Below are 20,221 nucleotides of genomic sequence, written 5' to 3'. Positions count from 1 at the left end.
TCTCGCGTAAGGGATTGCGGCAGTATCCTTTATTTTTTTTAGAAAAAAATAAAGATAAAGCCAAAAGCCCGACCCCAAGCAACGCGAAATAGCAATTTGAATAGTAGTTTTCTGCTTGGGGTTACGCCCAAATTGTACAATAAACTTGCTGTTTTTAGAATAAGTTTAGGATATTGCATGGCATAAACGCTACTTTTGCCACGTGAAAAAATCAGTTTCTATTATTGGAGGAGGTCCAGCAGCACTTATGCTCGCTGCTTTCCTAGATTGCGAGAAATTTAACGTTACCATTTACGAGAAAAATAAAACACTAGGTCGAAAGTTTCTGGTTGCTGGAAAAGGTGGTTTTAACTTAACTCATTCTGAACCTTTAGAGGAGATGATCCATCGCTATTTTCCGCCATCTTTTTTAGAAGAAGCATTGCGGAATTTTGACAATAATGATTTTAGAAATTGGTTAAAAAGTATTGGTATTCCAACTTATGTAGGCAGTAGCAAAAGAGTATATCCGGAAAAAGGAATAAAACCAATTACCGTCTTGAATGCTATTTTAATGGTTCTTGAAAAGCAAGGAGTTGTTATTAAATACAATCATACTTGGACAAATTGGGGAAATAATCAATCTCTTATTTTTAATGAAAATATAGATATAAAATCTGACTATACAATTTTTGCTTTAGGCGGCAGTAGCTGGAAAGTAACTGGATCAGATGGATTATGGGTTGATTTTTTTAAAACAAAAGAGATTTCTACCGGACCTTTTCAAGCTTCCAATTGTGGGTATCAAGTAAACTGGCCCGAAGATTTTCTCTTAGATTATGAAGGTTGGCCGCTTAAAAATATTGCTATTAGCTGTTTGAATAAAAGGCAAAAAGGCGAAGCGGTAATTACTCGTTTTGGTTTAGAAGGAAATGCGATTTATGCATTGAGTCCACAAATTCGCCAAGAATTAAGCATGCAAAAGAAAGCGACTATTTTTTTAGATTTAAAACCTACACTGAATCAGGAAGATATTGCTCAAAAAATCAAGAATACTAAATTTAAAAAGACCAGCGAAACACTTCAAAAGGAACTGAAATTAACTCTAGCACAAATTGGACTTTTAAAAAAATACCTCTCGAAAGAAACCTATTTAAATCCAATATTATTAGCACAAAACATCAAGAATTTACCCATTTTAATTAGTGATATGGCACCAATAAACGACGCCATATCAACTATAGGTGGTATTTCTATTGATGCCGTTGATACCAATTTCCAACTAAAAAAAATGGAGAATTACTATTGCGTGGGCGAAATGCTAGATTGGGATGCTCCTACTGGCGGTTATCTCCTTCAAGCTTGTTTTAGCATGGGAGCTCACCTTGCAAGACATTTAAATCAAGTTTCATAACGTTATTCATAGAACTATTTCTTCAAACAAACGCTGTGCTGTTTGTTCCAAATCATTACTAAAGCCCGAATGTGGTCTTGATGTCTGAATTGCTGAACTTCGTAAGGCTGTCAACCAACGAAACCGCTCGGAAAGCTCGAATTGTGCTATAGGTCCACCGTTTTTAGCTCCATGTGCAATTTTCTGAAAAGACTCTAGGTTTAATTGGAATTGATCAACATCAAATTCACTACAAAGCATTTCTATTTTTGATTTTTCAATAGTAAAAAGCATCTTTATAAACTTGGCTCTTTTGCAAAAAAGAATAATACCTACATTGAGGAATTCTTCACGTTCTACCCTTGGTACAACACGGATTACCGCATACTCATATAAGTGTTTTTCTTGCATTTTGGGCTTCATTTATAAAAATTTCAGAATGATTTAATCGTATTAGTAAAAACTGAAGATAAACTTCCCGAAGCGCTTCGGGAGTTTCCTCACTATCCTCCCAAACTAACCATTCTTCTGGAATCAAATTAACAATAGATTGTAAAACTTCTGGAGATAAAATGGCTTTAAATTCTGAATCTACTTCGTTCAAAACAGCAGCTTGCGGCAACAAAACATGATCTTTTATCAATGCAAAAGGACTTTGGGCATGCTTTTCCCAATTGTTCCAAGAATGATGAAAATACAAACATGCTCCATGATCGATGAGCCATAATTCCTTATACCACATTAACATATTAGTGTTTCTAAAAGTTCTATCCACATTTGTTATATAGGCATCTAACCACACAATTTGAGACGCCAGTTTTGCATCGACAACCGTTACTACAGGATCATAATTGATGGCTCCGGATAAATAATGCATCGCTAAATTAAGTCCTTGACTTCCTTGTAATAGATCTTGGATTTCTTCATCAGCTTCGCTGCGACCAAAAGCTTCATCAAGATTTGCGAAAACAAGTTCTGGCATTTTTAGTTTTAAAACGCGTGCTATTTCTCCTCCAATTAATTCGGCAATTAGTGCTTTTACACCGTGACCAGCCCCTTTAAATTTTAATACATATTTAAAGTCGTCATCGGCTTCCGCCAAAGCAGGCAAAGAGCCACCTTCTCGCAGCGGAGTAATGTATCGAGTAACATTTACAGTTCTTAATTGTGGTTTATTTTCCATAAACTAATTTTAATGGCTTTTTTGCGCGTTTGCAAACTTACAAATATCTGCGCTTAATTTTATAGGAGTTCTTGTCGTTCAATATTATTTTCTAAACTCAGATAGGTTTTACCAATTGTATCAATAATTGTAGAAGCGATAAAAGATTGATAACCCGTTTCTGGCAAGGCAATATCAGCAGTTAAACCATGAAGATAAACACCAATAATTGCAGCATTTAGTGGTTCGTAAGATTGTGCCAATAAGCTTGTAATCATTCCAGTTAACACATCGCCACTTCCGGCTGTAGCCAATGCGGCATTACCTGTAGTGTTTTGGTAAATTGTATCTCCATCGATTATATATGTTGGTGCACCTTTCATAACCACTATTAAATCGTTTTGAAGCGAAAAAGCAATAGTTTTATCCATTTTCTCTTCGTCAGAATTCCATTTTCCGATAAGTCGTTCTAGTTCTTTTGGATGTGGCGTTAAAACAGTTTTTGGTTGTAATAAAGTCATCCAAGATTTATGTAGCGATAAAATATTTAAAGCATCCGCATCAATAACTAGTGGTATTTTATTGGATTTTAAAAATTTCTGAAAGGCGTTTTGAGTTGAAAACTCCTGCCCTATTCCGGGCCCAATACCAATTGCTTGTGGCAGAATTTGAAAATTTATGTTCGAAATAAACTCCTCTTCTTTGTCTGTTAACACCATGACTTCAGGGACGGAGATCTGAACAATTTCATAACCACATTTGGGAATAAAAGCCGTTACTAAACCGCAACCCGTTTTGAGGGCAGCTTTGGCCGATAAACAAACCGAACCTATTTTGCCATAACTGCCGCCAATTAATAATGCGTGCCCTTGAATGCCTTTGTGCGTATATTTATTGATGGGTTTATATCGTTTTATAATTTCTGATTTGTCAATAAAAATAGGTTTCATGGTCGATTTTGTTTCTTTAAAAATACAATTTTATATTGAAAAGAGAGAAAACCTATTCTGAATTATTAATAATAGAAAGCGTGAATTTCAATTATTGAATCAAATTGATTTCTATACTTTTTGTTATTCTTTCAAAAAACAATACTTTAGTATCCACATAATTACTAGCCAACCAATCTATACCCGTCTATTTATGAAAAAATTATTATTTGTAGTTCTTCTGTCAGGATTTATAAATTACGCTAATGCACAAGAAACAAAGGAGAAAAAAGAAGTGAGCAAAGACACTGATTCTGCTTCAAACCTTGTATTTAATCCGGATCAAAGTGTAATCACAGAGCACAATACAACAATTAAAGGGCAAAAAATTAGCTATAAAGCAACCACGGGAACCATGCCGGTTTGGGATGAAGAGGGTAAAGCAATTGCAGGATTATTTTATACCTATTATGAGCGTTCTAATATTAAAGATCGTGCTTCGAGACCATTGGTAATTTCTTTTAATGGCGGACCAGGTTCAGCTTCGGTATGGATGCAAATTGCCTATACAGGTCCTAGTTTAATAAATATTGATGACGAAGGATATCCGTTGCAACCTTATGGAATAAAAGAAAACCCTTATTCTATATTAGATGTAGCTGATATTGTTTTCGTAAATCCAGTAAATACTGCTTACTCACGAGCAACGAGTAAAGATATACCTAAAGCGAAATTTTTTGGAACCAATGCAGATATAAAATATTTAGCCGATTGGATTAGCGGATTTGTCACTCGCACAAATCGTTGGGCTTCTCCAAAATATTTAATTGGCGAAAGTTACGGAACTACTCGTGTCTCTGGGCTTGCTCTAGAATTACAAAACAGCGAATGGATGTATCTTAATGGCGTAATTCTAGTTTCGCCTACAGATTTGGGAATTACTCGTGGTGCTGCAACAGAAGCGGCACTTAAACTACCTTATTTTGCTGCAACAGCTTGGTTTCATAATAAACTTAGTAGTGACTTACAAAGTAAAGATTTAACGGCTATGCTTCCGGAGGTTGAAGATTTTACGATGAATGAACTGTTGCCTGCTTTAAGCAAAGGAAGTTCGCTAGAGGAACAAAAAAGAAAAGAAATAGCCACTAAAATGGCGCGCTATTCTGGAATTTCAGATAAAGTAATCCTACAAAACAACCTAGACGTTCCTTTAAATTATTTCTGGAAGGAATTATTGCGAGATGAAGGTTTCACCGTAGGAAGACTAGATTCTCGTTACAAAGGGATTGATAAAAAAGATGCAGGAAATGGTCCAGATTTTAATGCGGAACTTACTTCTTGGTTACATTCTTTCACTCCTGCGATAAATATGTATCTTAGAAATAATTTAAATTATAAAACAGATTTTAAATACAATATGTTCGGACCGGTTCACCCTTGGGATCGATCGAACGATGCAACAGGTGAAAATTTACGCCAAGCGATGGCTCAAAATCCTTATTTAAACGTGATGGTACAATCGGGCTATTATGATGGAGCTTGCGATTATTTTAATGCTAAATACAATATGTGGCAAATGGATCCGAGCGGAAAACTAAAAGATAGAATGAGTTGGAAAGGTTATAGAAGCGGACACATGATGTATTTGAGAAAAAATGATTTAGAAACAGCGAATGAAGATATTAGAGCATTCATAAACAAGTCATTACCTAAAGAAGGACAAGCCGCTAAATATTAAAAGTTTTTATAAAAAAATAAGATGAGAACACTTTCAATAGTATTATTTATATTTTTCGTTTCAATAGCGATGTCTGCACAAGACATTACCGGACAATGGAACGGTGTTTTAAAAGTTCAAGGAATGCAATTGCGTGTTGTATTTAATGTAACAAAATCAGGAGCTTTTTACACCTCTACGATGGATAGCCCAGATCAAGGAGCTGCTGGCATTCCCGTTACCCAAACTACCTTTGTAAACTCGACCATTAAATTTGAAGTTACCAATGCACGAATTCAATACAATGGAGCCTTAAAAAACGATGAAATTGTTGGAACTTTTAAACAAGGTGGTCAAGAATTCCCAATGAATCTCTCCAGAAAAACGATAGAAAAAGAGGTCATAAAAAGACCTCAAGAACCTACAAAACCCTATTCTTATTATTCAGAAGACGTCACTTTTCCAAATGCAAAAGCGAATATCAGTTTAGCAGGAACATTAACGCTCCCTAAAAAAGAGGGTAATTATCCAGTTGTAATTTTAATATCAGGAAGTGGAGCCCAAAATAGAGACAGTGAATTGTTAGGGCATAAACCATTTCTAGTAATCTCTGATTATTTAACAAAAAATGGAATTGCAGTTTTACGATACGATGACAGAGGTTTTGGGCAATCTACAGGTGATTTTAAAACAGCTACTTCTGCAGATTTTGCAACCGATGTCGAAAGTGCTGTTGCCTATTTAAAAACTAGAAAAGAAATTAATCTAAAAAAAATTGGATTAATGGGTCATAGCGAAGGTGGTATAATTGCTCCAATGGTAGCGGCAAAATCTAAAGATATTAGCTTTATTGTATTATTAGCAGGGACAGGAATTCAAGGTGATAAACTATTGTTATTGCAACAAGAACTAATTGCTAGAGCCAATGGAGCGTCAGAAGCGGAAATAAAAACTACCTTTCAAAACAATTCAAAACTTTTTGAAATGGTTGTAAAATCTACTGATTTACAAAAATTAAAAACAGAATTAACGACTAAAATTAACGAACTAATCAAAAATGATAATTCTACTGAAATTCCAAATGGAATGACAAAGGAACAATATATTGCCTTGCAAGTCAATCAAATAACAAATCCATGGATGCAATATTTTCTAAAATATAATCCACAACCAACATTAGAAAAAGTAAAATGCCCAGTCTTAGCCGTCAATGGAGAAAAAGATTTGCAAGTTCCGCCAAAACAAAACTTAACCGCAATCAAAAATGCACTGATCAAAGGTGGTAATAAAAATGTGACTACAATTGAATTTCCGAATTTAAACCATTTATTTCAAGAAAGTACGACAGGCTCACCTAGTGAATATGCAACTATTGAACAAACATTTTCGCCTGTTGCGTTAAACGAAATTACAAAGTGGATACAGAAACAAACCGAATAAATCAGCTGTTTTTTAACGAAACAATTGTAAGATTTAAAAAAAACCAAGAATATAAATTTCAATTATTTAAGCTAAATCCAAGAAGTAATAATACTTAATGGGTTTAGCTTTTTTTTACAATATCCTTAAAATTTTGAAAAAAAATAATTTTCAGAGACTAACTGGTTAATCACGCTAATAAATACAGCCCGCAAAACATAATTTTATAGGTCTACGGATTATTATTGCTTAAATTCGTAGCCAAAATACACAACTACACAAATGGAGCTACACAACCTTCTCATCAACGATAAAGAAATTGTTTCTTTGGACGATGTTTTTTTAAACCATTACAACCAAAAAAGCATTCAGCAACTGATTAAAGAACATAAATACGTAGATGAATTGACTAAATTTGGCTTACCTGTAAACAACAAAATACTGCTGCAAGGAAATTCAGGTTGCGGAAAAACAACGACCGCAAAAGCAATTGCTAATGCGATAGGGAAACCTATTTTGACATTGAATTTAAGTAATATTGTATGCTCTCGTATTGGCGAGACTTCGCAGAATATCAAGCAAGTATTTGACAAAGCAGGAAGAGAAAAAGCAGTACTTTTTTTAGATGAATTTGACCAGATAGGTAAAGCTAGAGGAAATGACGATAAAGATGTGGGCGAAATGCGACGTTTAGTGAATACTATCATTCAGTTAATTGATTATTTTCCAAAAAATGCTTTATTAATATGCGCTACTAATCATCCCGAAATCATTGATATTGCTTTGATGCGAAGATTCCAGTTGCGAATTAATTTTGAAATGCCATCTAAAGATATTTTAGATGATTATTACACCAAAATTCTTGCTTCTTTCCCTGCTGAATTGCAAAATATAGAACGTAAATATGAGATTTCATTTGCAGAAGCAAAAGACTATGCTTTTACAATCATTAAATCTGCATTAATAGAGAAATTAGAAAAGGCACAACCCTTAGATTAATTATCTTTTAAAGAATATGAATACAACTAAACAACGACTGCTGCTAATTTCTGATTTGTGGAGCAAAGAAAAATCAGATTGGATTACTTATTATACTTCGATTTTAGAAAATCATTTTGAAATAGAATATTATGATAGTTGCGATTTAGGAACAATCGATAAAAGTGATTATTCAGAAGAAAACTTACATCATCAATTTGTTAATGGCGGAATTGACAGAGCAGTTTCTACTTTAATTCAAAAAGAGAAACAAAAAATCTCTGTTCTAGGATTTAGCATTGGTGGCACTATTGCATGGAAAGCCGCATTATTAGGTTTAAAAATTGAAAAATTATTTGCAATTTCTTCTACAAGATTGCGTCATGAAACTGAAAAGCCAGTGGGAAAAATTATTTTATTTTATGGTGACAACGATACTTTTCGCCCAGATAATGATTGGGTCAATAAAATGAATCTCGAACAAAATCTGATTCCGAATCAAGACCATGAATGTTATACCAATGAAGAAATTGCGCAGAAAATTTGTAAAATAATTGTAGCAGAAATGACAAATTAAGCGAAAAGTGTTGTTATAAAAAACATATAAGACATTTAAGATTAGAGATTAAATTTATCATAACAACAGCATATAAATCTCTTTTGATAAAATACGACATTAATACTAAAACCAATATAAGAGTTTTTGAAAATAGGTTCACGGAAATTGGTAATGAATCCTTAAAGTTTGAAAACTTATTTGTAAACCATAATCCTATTTAATACTTTTGAAAAATTGGGATTAGAAAAAAATCCAAAAATATTTTTTGAAAAAATTCATAATGAATAAAGCCGTAATTACTTCAACAAAATCATTTGTCATTCTTGTAATGGCATTTTTGTTGTTAGTTGCACCTTGTTCTTTTAGGAATAACTTAGAATCTAGTTTAGAAATTAGCACAACCAAACCGCTAAATCCTGTTAAGAGCGCCAGTACGAATTCGAATTACTGCTCTGCTTTAGAAATCAATTCCGAAAAAAAGGAAACGAAGATATTCGCAAATAAGATCATTAAAAAAAGTACTTTCTTAACTGCTGTCGCATTTACTAATCTTTACCGTTCTGAAAAAAAACAATACCTTTTAGCAAACACTGCTTCAAGCTGGATTCCTCCCTATTATATTTTATATAAAAGACTAAAAATATTTGATTTAAACGATCTGAATTTCGCTTAAACTCAAATTATCTTTTACTATAAAATACTTAAATAATGCAAAATAAAGAATTATTGCAGTCCTATCATATGGCTGGACTTTTTACGTTGACCTTACGATTGGTTGTTGGATGGACTTACTTTTCAGCTTTCTGGCGTCGATTGATTTTAGAAAACAAATTAGATCCCGACACCGCAGGATATATTGGAGAAAAATTCAATCACTTTTTACCCAATGCTTTAGGAATTAAACCTATTATAGAATATCTAGTTACTAATCCAGATGCTTTATGGTGGGCTATGGCGGTTTTTACAATTGTTGAAGCTATTGTAGGTTTATTTATAATGCTGGGATTATTTACCAGATTAATGAGCATTGGCGTATTTAGTTTGGCAATGGGAATTTTATTAGGTTCTGGTTGGTTAGGCACGACTTGCTTGGACGAATGGCAAATTGGAGTTCTTGGTGTAGCTTCAGGATTTACGATCTTTCTGTCAGGAAGCGGTAAATATTCATTAGATTATTTCTTGCAAACTAAAAATTATAAAATTACAAAACATCCAATTTTCAGTTGGTTAGGTTCGGGTGTTTTGCCTATTCGATTTACTATTTTGCCTAAAATTGTGTTTGGTGGTGCCCTCGCCATTTTAGCACTTACTTTATATACAAACCAATATTTTCACGGAGGTGTTTGGGGAACATTACACAATAAATCAGTTAAACCTAAAATTGAAATCACTAATTCTACTTTAAATCAAGACGTACTTTCGTTTCAAATCTTTAGAGTTGAAGGCGCTGATGTATATGGTTCGTTCCTAATTGGTATTAAAATTGTCGATGGTAATGAAAATACCATTTTAGAGTTAGATCAAAAGGCGTTGGCTAATTTTCCAAAAGAGAACATTAAAAATCGATATGTTGCTCAAATAAAAAGCGGAAAACACAGTATGATTATTCCTTTGGGTGCCAAAGCAAATCTGGAGATCAGAGAGGAAAAACTGGCTCATTTATCTAATGGAAATTACAAAGTGATTCTCACCGATATTAGTGGTGTAACTTGGACTGACACTTTTGAAATAAATAAATAAATACATTATTATTTGGAATGGCTTCCTTACTCTTAAAACAAAAGTGGTGAAGCCATTTTTTTTATGAAATAGATTATTGATGTATTAAAGATGATACGGGAATTATAAACCAAACCCTAGCCCAGATAGAAATGGAAAGCCCACAGCAGAGCGTTTTAGCGAGGCGAGGACTTGAAATGAATAGCTGGAAATAGCTCCAGAAAATAATTAGAGCAAACTGTGATTTCTAGATTAACGAAAACGATTGAATCTTTTAATTTTGCTTGCTGTCTTCTTTGCTACTCCATAAAAAAGCAATAAATTAGCGACTTCAAATTTTATACAACAACACAATGAAAAATACTGCGCTTACGCACATACACGAAAGTTTAGGAGCTAAAATGCTTCCGTTTGCTGGATACAATATGCCAATTACTTATGAAGGAGTGAATGCTGAACATGAAACAGTGAGAAATGCTGTAGGTGTTTTTGACGTTTCGCACATGGGTGAATTTTTACTTTCTGGACCAAATGCTTTGGCTTTGATTCAAAAAGTTTGTTCGAATGATGCATCGACTTTAACAATTGGTAAAGCGCAATATTCTTGTTTGCCAAATGAGGATGGTGGAATTGTAGATGATTTGATTATCTATAAAATGAAAGAAGAAGAGTATTTATTAGTGGTAAATGCTTCGAATATCGATAAAGATTGGGAATGGATTTCGGCTCGTAATGATGTAGGAGCGGATATGAAAAACCTTTCGGATGAGTATTCATTGTTTGCTATTCAAGGGCCAAAAGCTGTTGAGGCAATGCAGCCTTTATCTTCATTAGATTTAGCTGCGATTCCTTACTACCATTTTGAAGTTGGTGATTTTGCTGGTTTTGATAACGTAATTATTTCAGCAACTGGATATACTGGTTCTGGTGGTTTTGAAATTTATTGTAAAAATGACCAAGCAGAAGCGATTTGGAATAAAGTTTTTGAAGCTGGAGCAGCTTTCGGAATCAAACCAATTGGTTTAGCAGCTCGTGATACTTTGCGTTTGGAAATGGGTTTCTGTTTGTACGGAAATGACATTAGCGACACTACTTCACCTCTTGAAGCTGGATTAGGCTGGATTACAAAATTCAATAAAGAGTTTACCAATTCTGAGAACTTGAAAAAACAAAAAGAAGAAGGTGTTACTAGAAAAATAGTTGCTTTTGAAATGCAAGAGCGTGCTGTGCCAAGACACGATTATGAAATTGTAGACGCAAATGGAGCTGTAATTGGAATTGTAACTTCTGGAACAATGTCTCCTTCTATGAACAAAGGAATTGGATTGGGTTATGTAACGGTAGCAAACAGTGCTATTGACAGTGATATTTTTATTAGAATTCGTAAAAATGATGTTCCTGCAAAAGTGGTAAAATTACCTTTTTACAAGAAATAGAAATAACATTATACTAGCGCTTTGTGCGTAAATAATAATAAAAACGAACCACAAATTTCACGAAATAAAACGTGTACATTTGTGGTTACTTTTTTATAAATAAAATTTTGAAGTACCAATAGAATCTATTCTTTTTGAAACAAATGAAAAAAACTTTACTCCTGTTTTTATTGGCTCCATTTTCATTACTAGCGCAGCAAAATGAGAATACCTGTGAATTAGCTTCAAAAATAAATACATTGTTACAAGAAGAGCATTTTAAACCAAAAAAAGTAGACGACAGTTTATCTGTTTATGTTTTTGATACTTTTATGGACGCACTCGATTTTAATAGAAATATTTTTACCAAAAAAGAATATTTAAAATTACGCAGGCATAGACTAAAATTAGACGATTATATTTTAAAAAATAATTGCTCATTTATGAATGAGTTTGTTTCTGTTTACAAAAACGCTTTGATTAGAAAGAAAAAAGTGCTTCATAAAATACAAAATGATCCTTTTGACTACACAAGTAAAGATTCGATTCGGTTTTCTAAAAAAAATTTTCCATTTGATCTAGTCGCTAAAGACTTAGAACGCGTTTGGAAAAAGAGGCTTAGATACACTATTCTAGAAGATATTGCTAAACTGAGCGTTAATTTAGATTCATTAGCACAAAATTTTTCGACTCTAGAAAAAGTGAATAAAACAAAACTTTTTGATGCAACTATTTGTCAAGTAGATAATATTTTAGAGAATAAAAATCAAATCGAAGAAGATCTTAAAAATACTTTTTTGAATCTTTTTTGCACTTATTTTGATCCGCATACTAATTATTTTTCTCTAGCTGCAAAATCAAGTTTTATGTCTGGCTTATCTACCAGTACTCTTTCCTTGGGATTAAATTTTAGTTTAGGACAAAATGATGAAATTATCATTACAGAAATTGAACCTGGAGGACCAGCTGCAAAAACTAATAAATTAGAAAAAGAAGATTTAGTTTTAAAAGTTTCTAACAATAAGGGCATTGCATATGCGGTTTCTTGTTCGTCTATTGAAAAAATTGGAGAAATGATTTCATCAGATTCTAATACCGAAATAGAACTTACTATTCAGAAAAAAAATGGAACTATACAAAATGTTTTGCTTCAAAAACAAATCATGAAGGCGACAACAAATGCCGTTTATAGCTTCATTGCCGAAAAAGAAACAAAAGTAGGATACATTAATATTCCTAATTTTTATTCCAACTTTGATGGCACAATTGTACAAGGATGTGCTGATGATGTTGCCCTTGAGATTGCAAAACTTAAAAAAGACAATATAAAAGGACTCGTTATCGATCTTCAAGATAATGGTGGAGGATCAATAGAAGAAGCGGTGAAACTTGCTGAAATGTTTATTGAAAAAGGTCCGTTATCTATTTTAGTGAATAATAAAAACGAACAAATTATTTTAGAAGTTTGTAATGAAGACAATGTATATGATGGACCAATTGTTTTATTAATAAATGGAAATTCGGCATCTGCTAGCGAACTGTTTGCGGCAGCAATTCAGGATTACAATAGAGGAATTGTAATAGGAAGCAAGTCATTAGGAAAAGCCACAATGCAATCTATTTTGCCATTGGACGAGCAAAGGCAACAAGATTTTGTAAAAGTTACAGTTGAAAAATTTTATAGAATTACTGGTGAAAGCAATCAGATAAAAGGAATTTTACCCGATGTAGTATTGCCGGTTTTATTTGAAAACGTTATTTCTAGTGAGGCCAATTATAAAACGGCTTTTAAAAATGAAGATATTATTCCGAAAGTAAAGTTTGTTCCTTTACCCAAAAATTATTTTGCACAGGTAATTGAAAGTAGTAATTTAAGAGTGACCAATAAACTCATATTTAATGAAATTAACTTGGCTAATGAACAAATCAATTTATTTTATAATACACCAAAAAAACCAACAAGATTAATCTTTAAAGATGTTTTTGAAGATGTACATCAAATAGATTCACTTTGGGATAAAGTAAAAAAAATTGTTGAAACTAAAAGTGATTTAGTCATTTCTAATAACACCACCGATTTAGAAAAACTAAAATCAGACACTTTGCAACAAGATATTAATACTTACAAAATAAAAAATATAAAAAACAGTCCCTATTTAGAAGAGGCAATAGCAATTTTAAACGATTACAATACTTTAATCAAAAAATAAAGAGTTAGATAAAATCAACTTTATTTTTAAATACAGTTTTAATTGAGTTCAAAAAATATTTGAATAAATAACTAATAACTGTATTTTTGCAGTACAAAATAATAAATAGCAATGGGAAGAGCATTTGAATTTAGAAAAGGTAGAAAAATGAAACGTTGGTCAGCAATGGCCAAAGCATTTACCAGAATTGGAAAAGATATTGTAATGGCTGTTAAGGAAGGCGGACCAAATCCCGAGGCGAATTCCAGATTAAGAGCTGTTATACAAAATTCAAAGGCAGCAAACATGCCTAAAGAAAACGTAGAACGCGCTATAAAAAAAGCAACCGATAAAGATACTGCCAATTATAAAGAAGTTTTATTTGAAGGATACGCACCTCACGGAATTGCACTTTTAGTAGAAACGGCGACTGATAATAATAATAGAACTGTGGCTAATGTAAGAAGCTATTTTAATAAATGCAACGGAACAATGGGAACTCAAGGTTCAGTTGAATTTATGTTTGACCATACTTGTAATTTTAGAATTCCAGCCAACGGAATGGATCCTGAGGAATTAGAGCTAGAATTAATTGACTTTGGTGCTGAAGAAGTTTTTGAAGATGAAGATGGAATATTAATTTATGCGCCTTTTAATAGTTTTGGAACTATACAAAAAGAATTAGAACATAGAGGGATTGAAATTCTTTCGTCAGGTTTTGAAAGAATCCCTCAAATTACCAAAAAACTAACAGAAGCGGAAGTAGCTGATGTTGAAAAATTAATAGAAAAGCTAGAGGAAGATGATGACGTTATGAACGTATATCACACCATGGAAGAGAACTAGTTTTTTTAGTTAATCCTATTTTATACTCAACAAAAAAGTCCTTTTTGCTTCTGTAAAAAGGACTTTTCGATTCCTAATTTATGGTTGATTTATTCCTTAGTTACAATAATCAAATTAGTTGTAAGTCTTAATGAAATAAAAACAGACTTGTATTGCAAAAAAGAATAACTATTGTTGGTCATTGAACTTCAATTAATTTTTTTTGTTTTAAATTTGATCAATTCCTCAAAAAAAATACTACACTATAAATTTAAAGCTTTAAACCATTTGGGATTTTGTAGATTTAAATCATACAAATCTAAAATTTGAGCTTATCAAACAGGAACAATATTTAGTTGATCAAGTATTTATTCCTAATTAAAGAACTTCGTTCAGATGAACGTTTTAAAATATAAAATCTATGACAAACAACATTCTAATTGAAAATCAATACAATAGAACTAGTTTATTCGAAAAGGAAAATGTAAACTACTTAGTTCGCGTTTTAAAAAGATTTAATACTGTACCGAAAATAAATAATATCAATATTATTACCTCTGCTACAGAGCCTACTGTTTTTAAAATTATTCCCAATAAATCGATTATAATTGGTGCTGACTTTTTAAATCAACCCGTTTTAGCTTTAGTTTATTTAAGGTATGGTATCGAATGGCAACTGTGGTATAAAGCTTTAAACAATGAAAAAAAAGACATTGTATTGTGCGATATTGCGGCACTTGAAGTGACTCGAATATTTTATAAATTACTTCCTAAAGATGATAAAGAAAAACTAGACAATCTTGATTATTTTTTAATTAATTTAATTAAGAATGAAACTGATTTTAGCACTGAATCTTCTTTGAATCATGAAGGACTTGATGTTTTTCATGGCTTGAAAACTTCGGGAAAAGAATGTAAAGAATCTTGGAAGCCTATTATAGAAAATCTTGCAAAACCAACAGAATATTTATTAATGGCTGGAGGTGATCTTAGATTAAATATTGATGAAATTGAATTATTAAATAAATACGGTTGCCGACCTTTTCCTAGACCAGATGCTTTTACTTTTGCTTCGTCAACAGCTACAAGTGTTTCTAATTTTGCTTTTGACAAAACCGATAAAGTCAGAAGCATTTTAATTAATAATAGCCTGAAAAACGGATTCAAAAAAACAACAATAGAGTTTACTGAGTTATTGAAAAATAATCTTAGAAAAACATTCAAGTTAAATGAAGAATGTGAAATCATTTTTTCACCCTCAGGTACCGATTCTTCTCTTCAAATTGCAGCGATAACTCAAATTATCTCCGAAAAAGACATTACGCATATTTTAGTTGCTTCTGACGAAACTGGTAGCGGTGTGGCTTCTTCATTAAAAGGGAATCATTTTGAAAATACGACAGCTTTAAATTATCCGGTTAAAAAAGGAGATCGAATTGAAGGTTTTAGAGATGTCGATTTGATTGAAATTCCTTTTAGAGATAAAAATGGAGTATTAAAATCATCTGATCAATTAGACGAAGAAGTGCTGAATGCCATTACTAGAACTAATGAGCTAGGGAGACATGTGGTATTGCATACCATGGATCAATCAAAATTAGGATATCAATCTCCTAGTGATGGATTTATTCAAAAACTAAATTCACTTAAAAAGTTATCCATTCAGATAATTGTAGATGGTTCACAACTGCGATTAGATCCAAAAGACATTCAAAATTATCTTAGTAAAGGATATATTGTTACTATTACGGGAAGTAAATACTTCACTGGACCACCCTATTGCGGAGCATTAATTTTACCTAAAAATGTAAATAAATTAATTCGTTCTGTAAAAACTTCGTTACCTAAAGGATTAACCCAGTATTATAATCATTCCGACTGGCCCACTTCATGGTTTTGTTCAAATGAATTATCAGAAGGATATAACTATGGCTCTTATATGCGCTGGAATGCCGCCATAGTTGAAATGGATCGATACTATAAAACACCTGTTCTATATCGAAATATGGGAATTGAGATGTTTTGTAATTTTGTGGATGACTCTATAAAAGATGCCTCTTTTTTAGAGCCTATTTATGGTGATGAAACCAAATCTAAAACTTACTATAGTAAAGAATTTGGTATTAGAAATATACGAACCATTTTCCCATTCTTCATTCTTAAAGACAATGAACCTTTATCGGTTGATAAAGTTAAAAAGCTATATACTTTATTAAATTCTGATTTATCGGATCAGTTTGAAGGTTCTTCGATAGAAATCATTCGACTTGCTGCACAAAAATGTCACATAGGTCAAGCCGTAAATGTAAAATATAGTACTGGTTTTGAAAGTGCTGTTTTAAGAATGAGTTTGGGTGCAAGGGTTATTTCTGAAAGTTGGGTCAATAGAGACATTAGTCTCTTTTTTAGAAACATAGAATTACAAATGAATCAAATTACCATCATTATAAAAAAGATAGAATTATTACTTAGTAATCCTGAGTTATTAGATTAAATAAAAAGGAATACGCTAGTTTAAACTTAAGTAAGCTTTGGTAACATTTTTTAATAAGCTAAGAATTATAAACTATTAAAAAATTAGTCTTTTTACTTCAAAAAAAAGTCCCATTTACAAATGCAAATGGGACTTTTTTTTATGAATAAATGTTATTTTATAAATTCTATTTTTTGAGCTTCTTCTTGATTAATACTGTCAAAGAAACCTTGTTCGTTCATCCAATCATCGCTAAACACTTTGCTCATATAACGAGAACCATGATCCGGAAAAATAGCAATAACATTACTGTTTTCATTAAACTCTCCTTGTTCTGCGTATTGTTTAATAGCTTGCATTACAGCTCCAGAAGTGTAACCCACAAATAAGCCTTCTTTTTTGGTGATTTCTCTCGCTGCATGTGCACTTTCCTCGTCAGTTACCTTTATGAATTTATCAATAACATCAAAATCTGTAGCTGATGGAATTAAGTTTTTCCCTAGACCTTCAATTCTGTATGGATAAATTTCGTCGTTGTCAAACTCTTTTGTTTCATGGTATTTTTTTAAAACCGAACCAAAAGCATCAACTCCTAGAATTTTAATATTTGGATTTTGCTCTTTTAAATATTTAGCCGTTCCAGAAATAGTTCCTCCCGTTCCGCTACAAGCTACAAGATGTGTGATTTTACCGTTTGTTTGTTTCCATATTTCTGGTCCCGTAGATTTGTAATGCGCATCAATATTCAATTGATTGAAATACTGATTGATGTATACCGAACCTTTAGTTTCTTCATGCAAACGTTTTGCCACATTGTAATAAGAACGTTCATCATCTGCGGCAACGTGTGCTGGACACACATATACTTTTGCACCCAAACTACGAAGCATATCTATTTTATCTTTTGAAGATTTTGAACTAACAGCTAGAATACAATTATATCCTTTTATGATACTTACCATCGCTAAACTAAAACCAGTATTACCTGATGTAGTTTCGATTATTGTATCACCTGGAGTTAATATTCCTTTTTTTTCAGCTTCTTCAATTATGTATAATGCTATTCTGTCTTTAGAGGAATGTCCTGGATTAAAGGCTTCTACTTTAGCATAGAAATTACCTTTTAAATCTTCAGTAACTTTATTTAGTTTAATAAGTGGAGTATCTCCTATTAATTCTAAAACATTATTGTAAGCATTTATTTCATTTTTCATAAAAAAATAGTTAGTCGAGAACAATTTATAAATTATTCACGAACGATACAAATTTAACAAAAAAAAGTAATTACTTTTTAATTTGTTCTAAATCTAATAAAAAAGTATATTCTTTTGCTAATTCCTTTAATGCTTCAAATCGTCCAGAAGCGCCACCATGACCCGCATCCATATTAGTATTTAAATATAGAACTGTATCATTTGTTTTTTGAGTCCTTAACTTAGCAACCCATTTCGCAGGTTCCCAATATTGTACTTGAGAGTCATGAAGTCCTGTAGAAACATACATATTAGGATAATTTTGAGCTTTTACATTATCGTATGGTGAATAAGACAACATATAATCATAATATTTTTTTACGTTCGGATTTCCCCATTCGTCATATTCTCCTGTAGTAAGCGGAATTGTATCGTCTAACATGGTAGTTATTACATCAACAAAAGGGACTTGTGCAATGACTCCATTATATAATTCTGGAGCCATATTTACCACTCCACCCATCAATAAACCTCCTGCAGAACCACCTTCAGCATATAAATGTTTTGGTGAAGTATATTTTTCACTGATCAAGAATTTAGAACAATCAATAAAATCAGTAAAGGTGTTTTTCTTTTTTAGTAATTTCCCATCTTCATACCATTGTCTTCCTAAATCTTCACCACCGCGTATGTGTGCTATTGCAAAAACAAAACCTCTATCAAGTATTGATAATCGAGTTGACGAAAAATACGTATCCATAGTAACTCCATAAGAACCGTAAGCATAAAGTAAAAGAGGATTGTTACCGTCTTTTTTTAATCCCTTTCTATAAATCATAGAGATTGGTACTTTAGTTCCATCAGTAGCTGTAGCCCATACACGTTCTTCGATATAATTATTTTTATCAAATTGACCACCAAGAACTTGTTGTTCTTTTTTGACTTCTTTCTCTTTGGTTTTCATGTTAAAATCGATAACAGAAGACGGAGTAGCCAATGACTGATAACTATAACGCAAAATATCAGTATCAAAATCTACGTTTGTAGTAGTATAAGCACTATATGTTTCGCTACCAAAAGGCAAATAATATTCTCCTTGCCCGCTCCAAGGCATTATTCTTATGTGATTTAAGCCATTAGATCGCTCTTCGACTACCAGATAATTGCTAAAAATTTCAATATCTTCTAATAAAACATCCTTTCTATGGGCAATAACATCTTTCCAATTCTCTTTTTTAGTTGCGTTTTCAGGAGTTTTCATCAACTTAAAATTAGTTGCTTTGTCCTTATTAGTCATAATATAGAAAGAATCTCCAAAATGAGAAATACTATATTCTAGACCACGAACCCTTGGCTGAAAAACTACAAATTCTCCGTCAGGAGTATCTGCGTTTAAAATTCTATATTCATTAGTCAAAGTGCTTCCTGATCCAATTACAATATATTTTTTTGATTTTTCTTTACCAACAGAGACATTAAAAGTATCATCTTTTTCATTAAAAACTAATATATCATCAACTGCACTTGTTCCTAATTTATGTTTAAAAACCTTATCTGAACGGAGTGTAACTTCATCTTGTTTAGTATAAAAGATAGTTTTATTATCATTGGCCCAAACAGAACTTCCTGTAGCGTTTTCAATCTTATCGGAGAGTATTTCGCCTGTTTCTAAATTCTTTATCTGGATAGTATAAATACGTCTTCCTACAGTATCCATACCAAAACTAACATATTTATTATCGAGACTTACACTTAAACCTCCCAACTGAAAGTAGGAATGCCCAACAGCCATTTCATTGCAATTAAATAATATTTCTTCTGCAGCGTCAAGAGTTCCTTTTTTTCTAGAATAAATAGGATAATCTTTTCCAGTTTCAAAACGTGTTATATAGTAATAACCGTTGTACAAGTACGGTACAGATTGGTCATCCTCTTTAATACGCGATTTCATTTCCTCGTACAATTCTTTTTGAAAACCTTTCGTATCGGCAGTCATGGCATCGTAATAAGTGTTTTCCTGATTTAAATAATCAATAACTTCAGGATTTTCTCTGTCGTTCAACCAGAAGTAATTATCTACTCTTTTTGCAGCATGCTTTTCTAAGGTTTTTGGAATTATTTTAGCGATTGGAGTCGGAATATTTTTTGACATTTTTTGTGCTTTAATTTTAGTGTGTGAACTTGCAAAAATAACACAAAGACAACTTAAGACGATCTTATTTTTCATGAATTTTTATTGATTATCAGTATGCAATATACTAATTTTGCTTT

Annotated in this window: 16 protein-coding genes; 11 read left to right on the top strand and 5 right to left on the bottom strand. The window is 32.3% G+C overall.

Features of this window, described 5'->3' with window-relative positions:
* Nucleotides 1–202: 202 nt before the first annotated feature.
* Nucleotides 203–1,393, top strand: coding sequence for a TIGR03862 family flavoprotein (locus tag H2650_RS08160; protein WP_188050320.1), 1,191 nt, complete (start codon nucleotides 203–205; stop codon nucleotides 1,391–1,393).
* Between the two features lie 6 nt (nucleotides 1,394–1,399).
* On the opposite strand, the gene H2650_RS08155 is transcribed toward H2650_RS08160, so the two are convergent.
* From H2650_RS08155 to H2650_RS08145, 3 genes are read right to left on the bottom strand one after another with little or no spacing between them, the layout of a single operon-like run.
* Nucleotides 1,400–1,783, bottom strand: a complete 384-nt coding sequence (locus H2650_RS08155; protein ID WP_188050319.1) for a DUF3037 domain-containing protein — start codon at nucleotides 1,781–1,783, stop codon at nucleotides 1,400–1,402.
* Nucleotides 1,761–2,555: a HipA family kinase gene (locus tag H2650_RS08150; protein ID WP_188050318.1), complete on the bottom strand. Its 795-nt coding sequence runs from the start codon at nucleotides 2,553–2,555 to the stop codon at nucleotides 1,761–1,763. The genes H2650_RS08155 and H2650_RS08150 overlap by 23 nt, the downstream gene beginning before the upstream one ends.
* 59 nt (nucleotides 2,556–2,614) lie before the next feature.
* Nucleotides 2,615–3,484 (bottom strand): NAD(P)H-hydrate dehydratase, encoded by an 870-nt coding sequence (locus H2650_RS08145; RefSeq protein WP_188050317.1) that lies wholly within the window; start codon nucleotides 3,482–3,484, stop codon nucleotides 2,615–2,617.
* 193 nt (nucleotides 3,485–3,677) lie between these two features.
* On the opposite strand from H2650_RS08145, the gene H2650_RS08140 reads away from it, so the two are divergent.
* From H2650_RS08140 to H2650_RS08095, 10 genes are all read left to right on the top strand, one after another.
* Nucleotides 3,678–5,201 carry a S10 family peptidase gene (locus tag H2650_RS08140; protein ID WP_188050316.1) on the top strand — a complete coding sequence of 508 codons (1,524 nt, stop codon included), beginning with the start codon at nucleotides 3,678–3,680 and terminating at the stop codon, nucleotides 5,199–5,201.
* A 21-nt stretch (nucleotides 5,202–5,222) separates the two neighbouring features.
* A complete protein-coding gene (locus H2650_RS08135) occupies nucleotides 5,223–6,620 on the top strand; it encodes a S9 family peptidase (protein ID WP_188050315.1) in 1,398 nt (465 codons plus the stop codon).
* Between the two features lie 261 nt (nucleotides 6,621–6,881).
* Nucleotides 6,882–7,598, top strand: a complete 717-nt coding sequence (locus H2650_RS08130) for an AAA family ATPase (protein ID WP_188050314.1) — start codon at nucleotides 6,882–6,884, stop codon at nucleotides 7,596–7,598.
* A 16-nt stretch (nucleotides 7,599–7,614) separates the two neighbouring features.
* A complete protein-coding gene (locus H2650_RS08125) occupies nucleotides 7,615–8,154 on the top strand; it encodes an alpha/beta hydrolase (protein WP_188050313.1) in 540 nt (179 codons plus the stop codon).
* Nucleotides 8,155–8,416: 262 nt separating this feature from the next.
* Entirely contained in the window at nucleotides 8,417–8,809 is a 393-nt protein-coding gene (locus H2650_RS08120; protein WP_188050312.1) for a hypothetical protein, read from the top strand.
* A 35-nt stretch (nucleotides 8,810–8,844) separates the two neighbouring features.
* A complete protein-coding gene (locus H2650_RS08115) occupies nucleotides 8,845–9,876 on the top strand; it encodes a TQO small subunit DoxD (protein WP_188050311.1) in 1,032 nt (343 codons plus the stop codon).
* 332 nt (nucleotides 9,877–10,208) lie between these two features.
* Complete coding sequence (gcvT, locus tag H2650_RS08110) at nucleotides 10,209–11,291, top strand: glycine cleavage system aminomethyltransferase GcvT (RefSeq protein ID WP_188050310.1); 1,083 nt, start codon at nucleotides 10,209–10,211, stop codon at nucleotides 11,289–11,291.
* Nucleotides 11,292–11,434: 143 nt separating this feature from the next.
* On the top strand, nucleotides 11,435–13,480 hold the full coding sequence (locus tag H2650_RS08105) for a S41 family peptidase (protein ID WP_188050309.1): 2,046 nt from the start codon (nucleotides 11,435–11,437) through the stop codon (nucleotides 13,478–13,480).
* A gap of 111 nt (nucleotides 13,481–13,591) precedes the next feature.
* The gene (locus H2650_RS08100) at nucleotides 13,592–14,305 is read left to right on the top strand and encodes a YebC/PmpR family DNA-binding transcriptional regulator (RefSeq protein WP_188050308.1); all 714 of its coding nucleotides are present in this window, start codon (nucleotides 13,592–13,594) and stop codon (nucleotides 14,303–14,305) included.
* A gap of 400 nt (nucleotides 14,306–14,705) precedes the next feature.
* On the top strand, nucleotides 14,706–16,778 hold the full coding sequence (locus H2650_RS08095) for a hypothetical protein (RefSeq protein ID WP_188050307.1): 2,073 nt from the start codon (nucleotides 14,706–14,708) through the stop codon (nucleotides 16,776–16,778).
* Nucleotides 16,779–16,930: 152 nt separating this feature from the next.
* On the opposite strand, the gene H2650_RS08090 is transcribed toward H2650_RS08095, so the two are convergent.
* Together H2650_RS08090 and H2650_RS08085 are read right to left on the bottom strand one after the other, a co-directional pair.
* Nucleotides 16,931–17,971, bottom strand: coding sequence for a PLP-dependent cysteine synthase family protein (locus tag H2650_RS08090; protein WP_188050306.1), 1,041 nt, complete (start codon nucleotides 17,969–17,971; stop codon nucleotides 16,931–16,933).
* Between the two features lie 70 nt (nucleotides 17,972–18,041).
* Nucleotides 18,042–20,177 (bottom strand): S9 family peptidase, encoded by a 2,136-nt coding sequence (locus tag H2650_RS08085; RefSeq protein ID WP_188050305.1) that lies wholly within the window; start codon nucleotides 20,175–20,177, stop codon nucleotides 18,042–18,044.
* Between the last annotated feature and the right edge of the window lie 44 nt (nucleotides 20,178–20,221).

The organism is Flavobacterium sp. GP15 (assembly GCF_014281985.1).
Classification (GTDB): Bacteria; Bacteroidota; Bacteroidia; order Flavobacteriales; family Flavobacteriaceae; genus Flavobacterium; species Flavobacterium pygoscelis.
Note: the sequence above shows the minus strand (reverse complement) of the source record. Positions and strands in the feature narration are given on the sequence as shown.

Excerpts from the sequence above, each read along its gene's own strand:
- H2650_RS08130 (WP_188050314.1), top strand. The coding sequence starts at position 6,882 with ATGGAGCTACACAACCTTCTCATCAACGATAAAGAAATTGTTTCTTTG.
- gcvT (WP_188050310.1), top strand. The coding sequence starts at position 10,209 with ATGAAAAATACTGCGCTTACGCACATACACGAAAGTTTAGGAGCTAAA.
- H2650_RS08150 (WP_188050318.1), bottom strand. The coding sequence starts at position 2,555 with ATGGAAAATAAACCACAATTAAGAACTGTAAATGTTACTCGATACATT.
- H2650_RS08090 (WP_188050306.1), bottom strand. The coding sequence starts at position 17,971 with ATGAAAAATGAAATAAATGCTTACAATAATGTTTTAGAATTAATAGGA.
- H2650_RS08085 (WP_188050305.1), bottom strand. The coding sequence starts at position 20,177 with ATGAAAAATAAGATCGTCTTAAGTTGTCTTTGTGTTATTTTTGCAAGT.
- H2650_RS08105 (WP_188050309.1), top strand. The coding sequence starts at position 11,435 with ATGAAAAAAACTTTACTCCTGTTTTTATTGGCTCCATTTTCATTACTA.
- H2650_RS08145 (WP_188050317.1), bottom strand. The coding sequence starts at position 3,484 with ATGAAACCTATTTTTATTGACAAATCAGAAATTATAAAACGATATAAA.
- H2650_RS08125 (WP_188050313.1), top strand. The coding sequence starts at position 7,615 with ATGAATACAACTAAACAACGACTGCTGCTAATTTCTGATTTGTGGAGC.
- H2650_RS08155 (WP_188050319.1), bottom strand. The coding sequence starts at position 1,783 with ATGCAAGAAAAACACTTATATGAGTATGCGGTAATCCGTGTTGTACCA.
- H2650_RS08100 (WP_188050308.1), top strand. The coding sequence starts at position 13,592 with ATGGGAAGAGCATTTGAATTTAGAAAAGGTAGAAAAATGAAACGTTGG.
- H2650_RS08135 (WP_188050315.1), top strand. The coding sequence starts at position 5,223 with ATGAGAACACTTTCAATAGTATTATTTATATTTTTCGTTTCAATAGCG.
- H2650_RS08140 (WP_188050316.1), top strand. The coding sequence starts at position 3,678 with ATGAAAAAATTATTATTTGTAGTTCTTCTGTCAGGATTTATAAATTAC.
- H2650_RS08120 (WP_188050312.1), top strand. The coding sequence starts at position 8,417 with ATGAATAAAGCCGTAATTACTTCAACAAAATCATTTGTCATTCTTGTA.
- H2650_RS08095 (WP_188050307.1), top strand. The coding sequence starts at position 14,706 with ATGACAAACAACATTCTAATTGAAAATCAATACAATAGAACTAGTTTA.
- H2650_RS08115 (WP_188050311.1), top strand. The coding sequence starts at position 8,845 with ATGCAAAATAAAGAATTATTGCAGTCCTATCATATGGCTGGACTTTTT.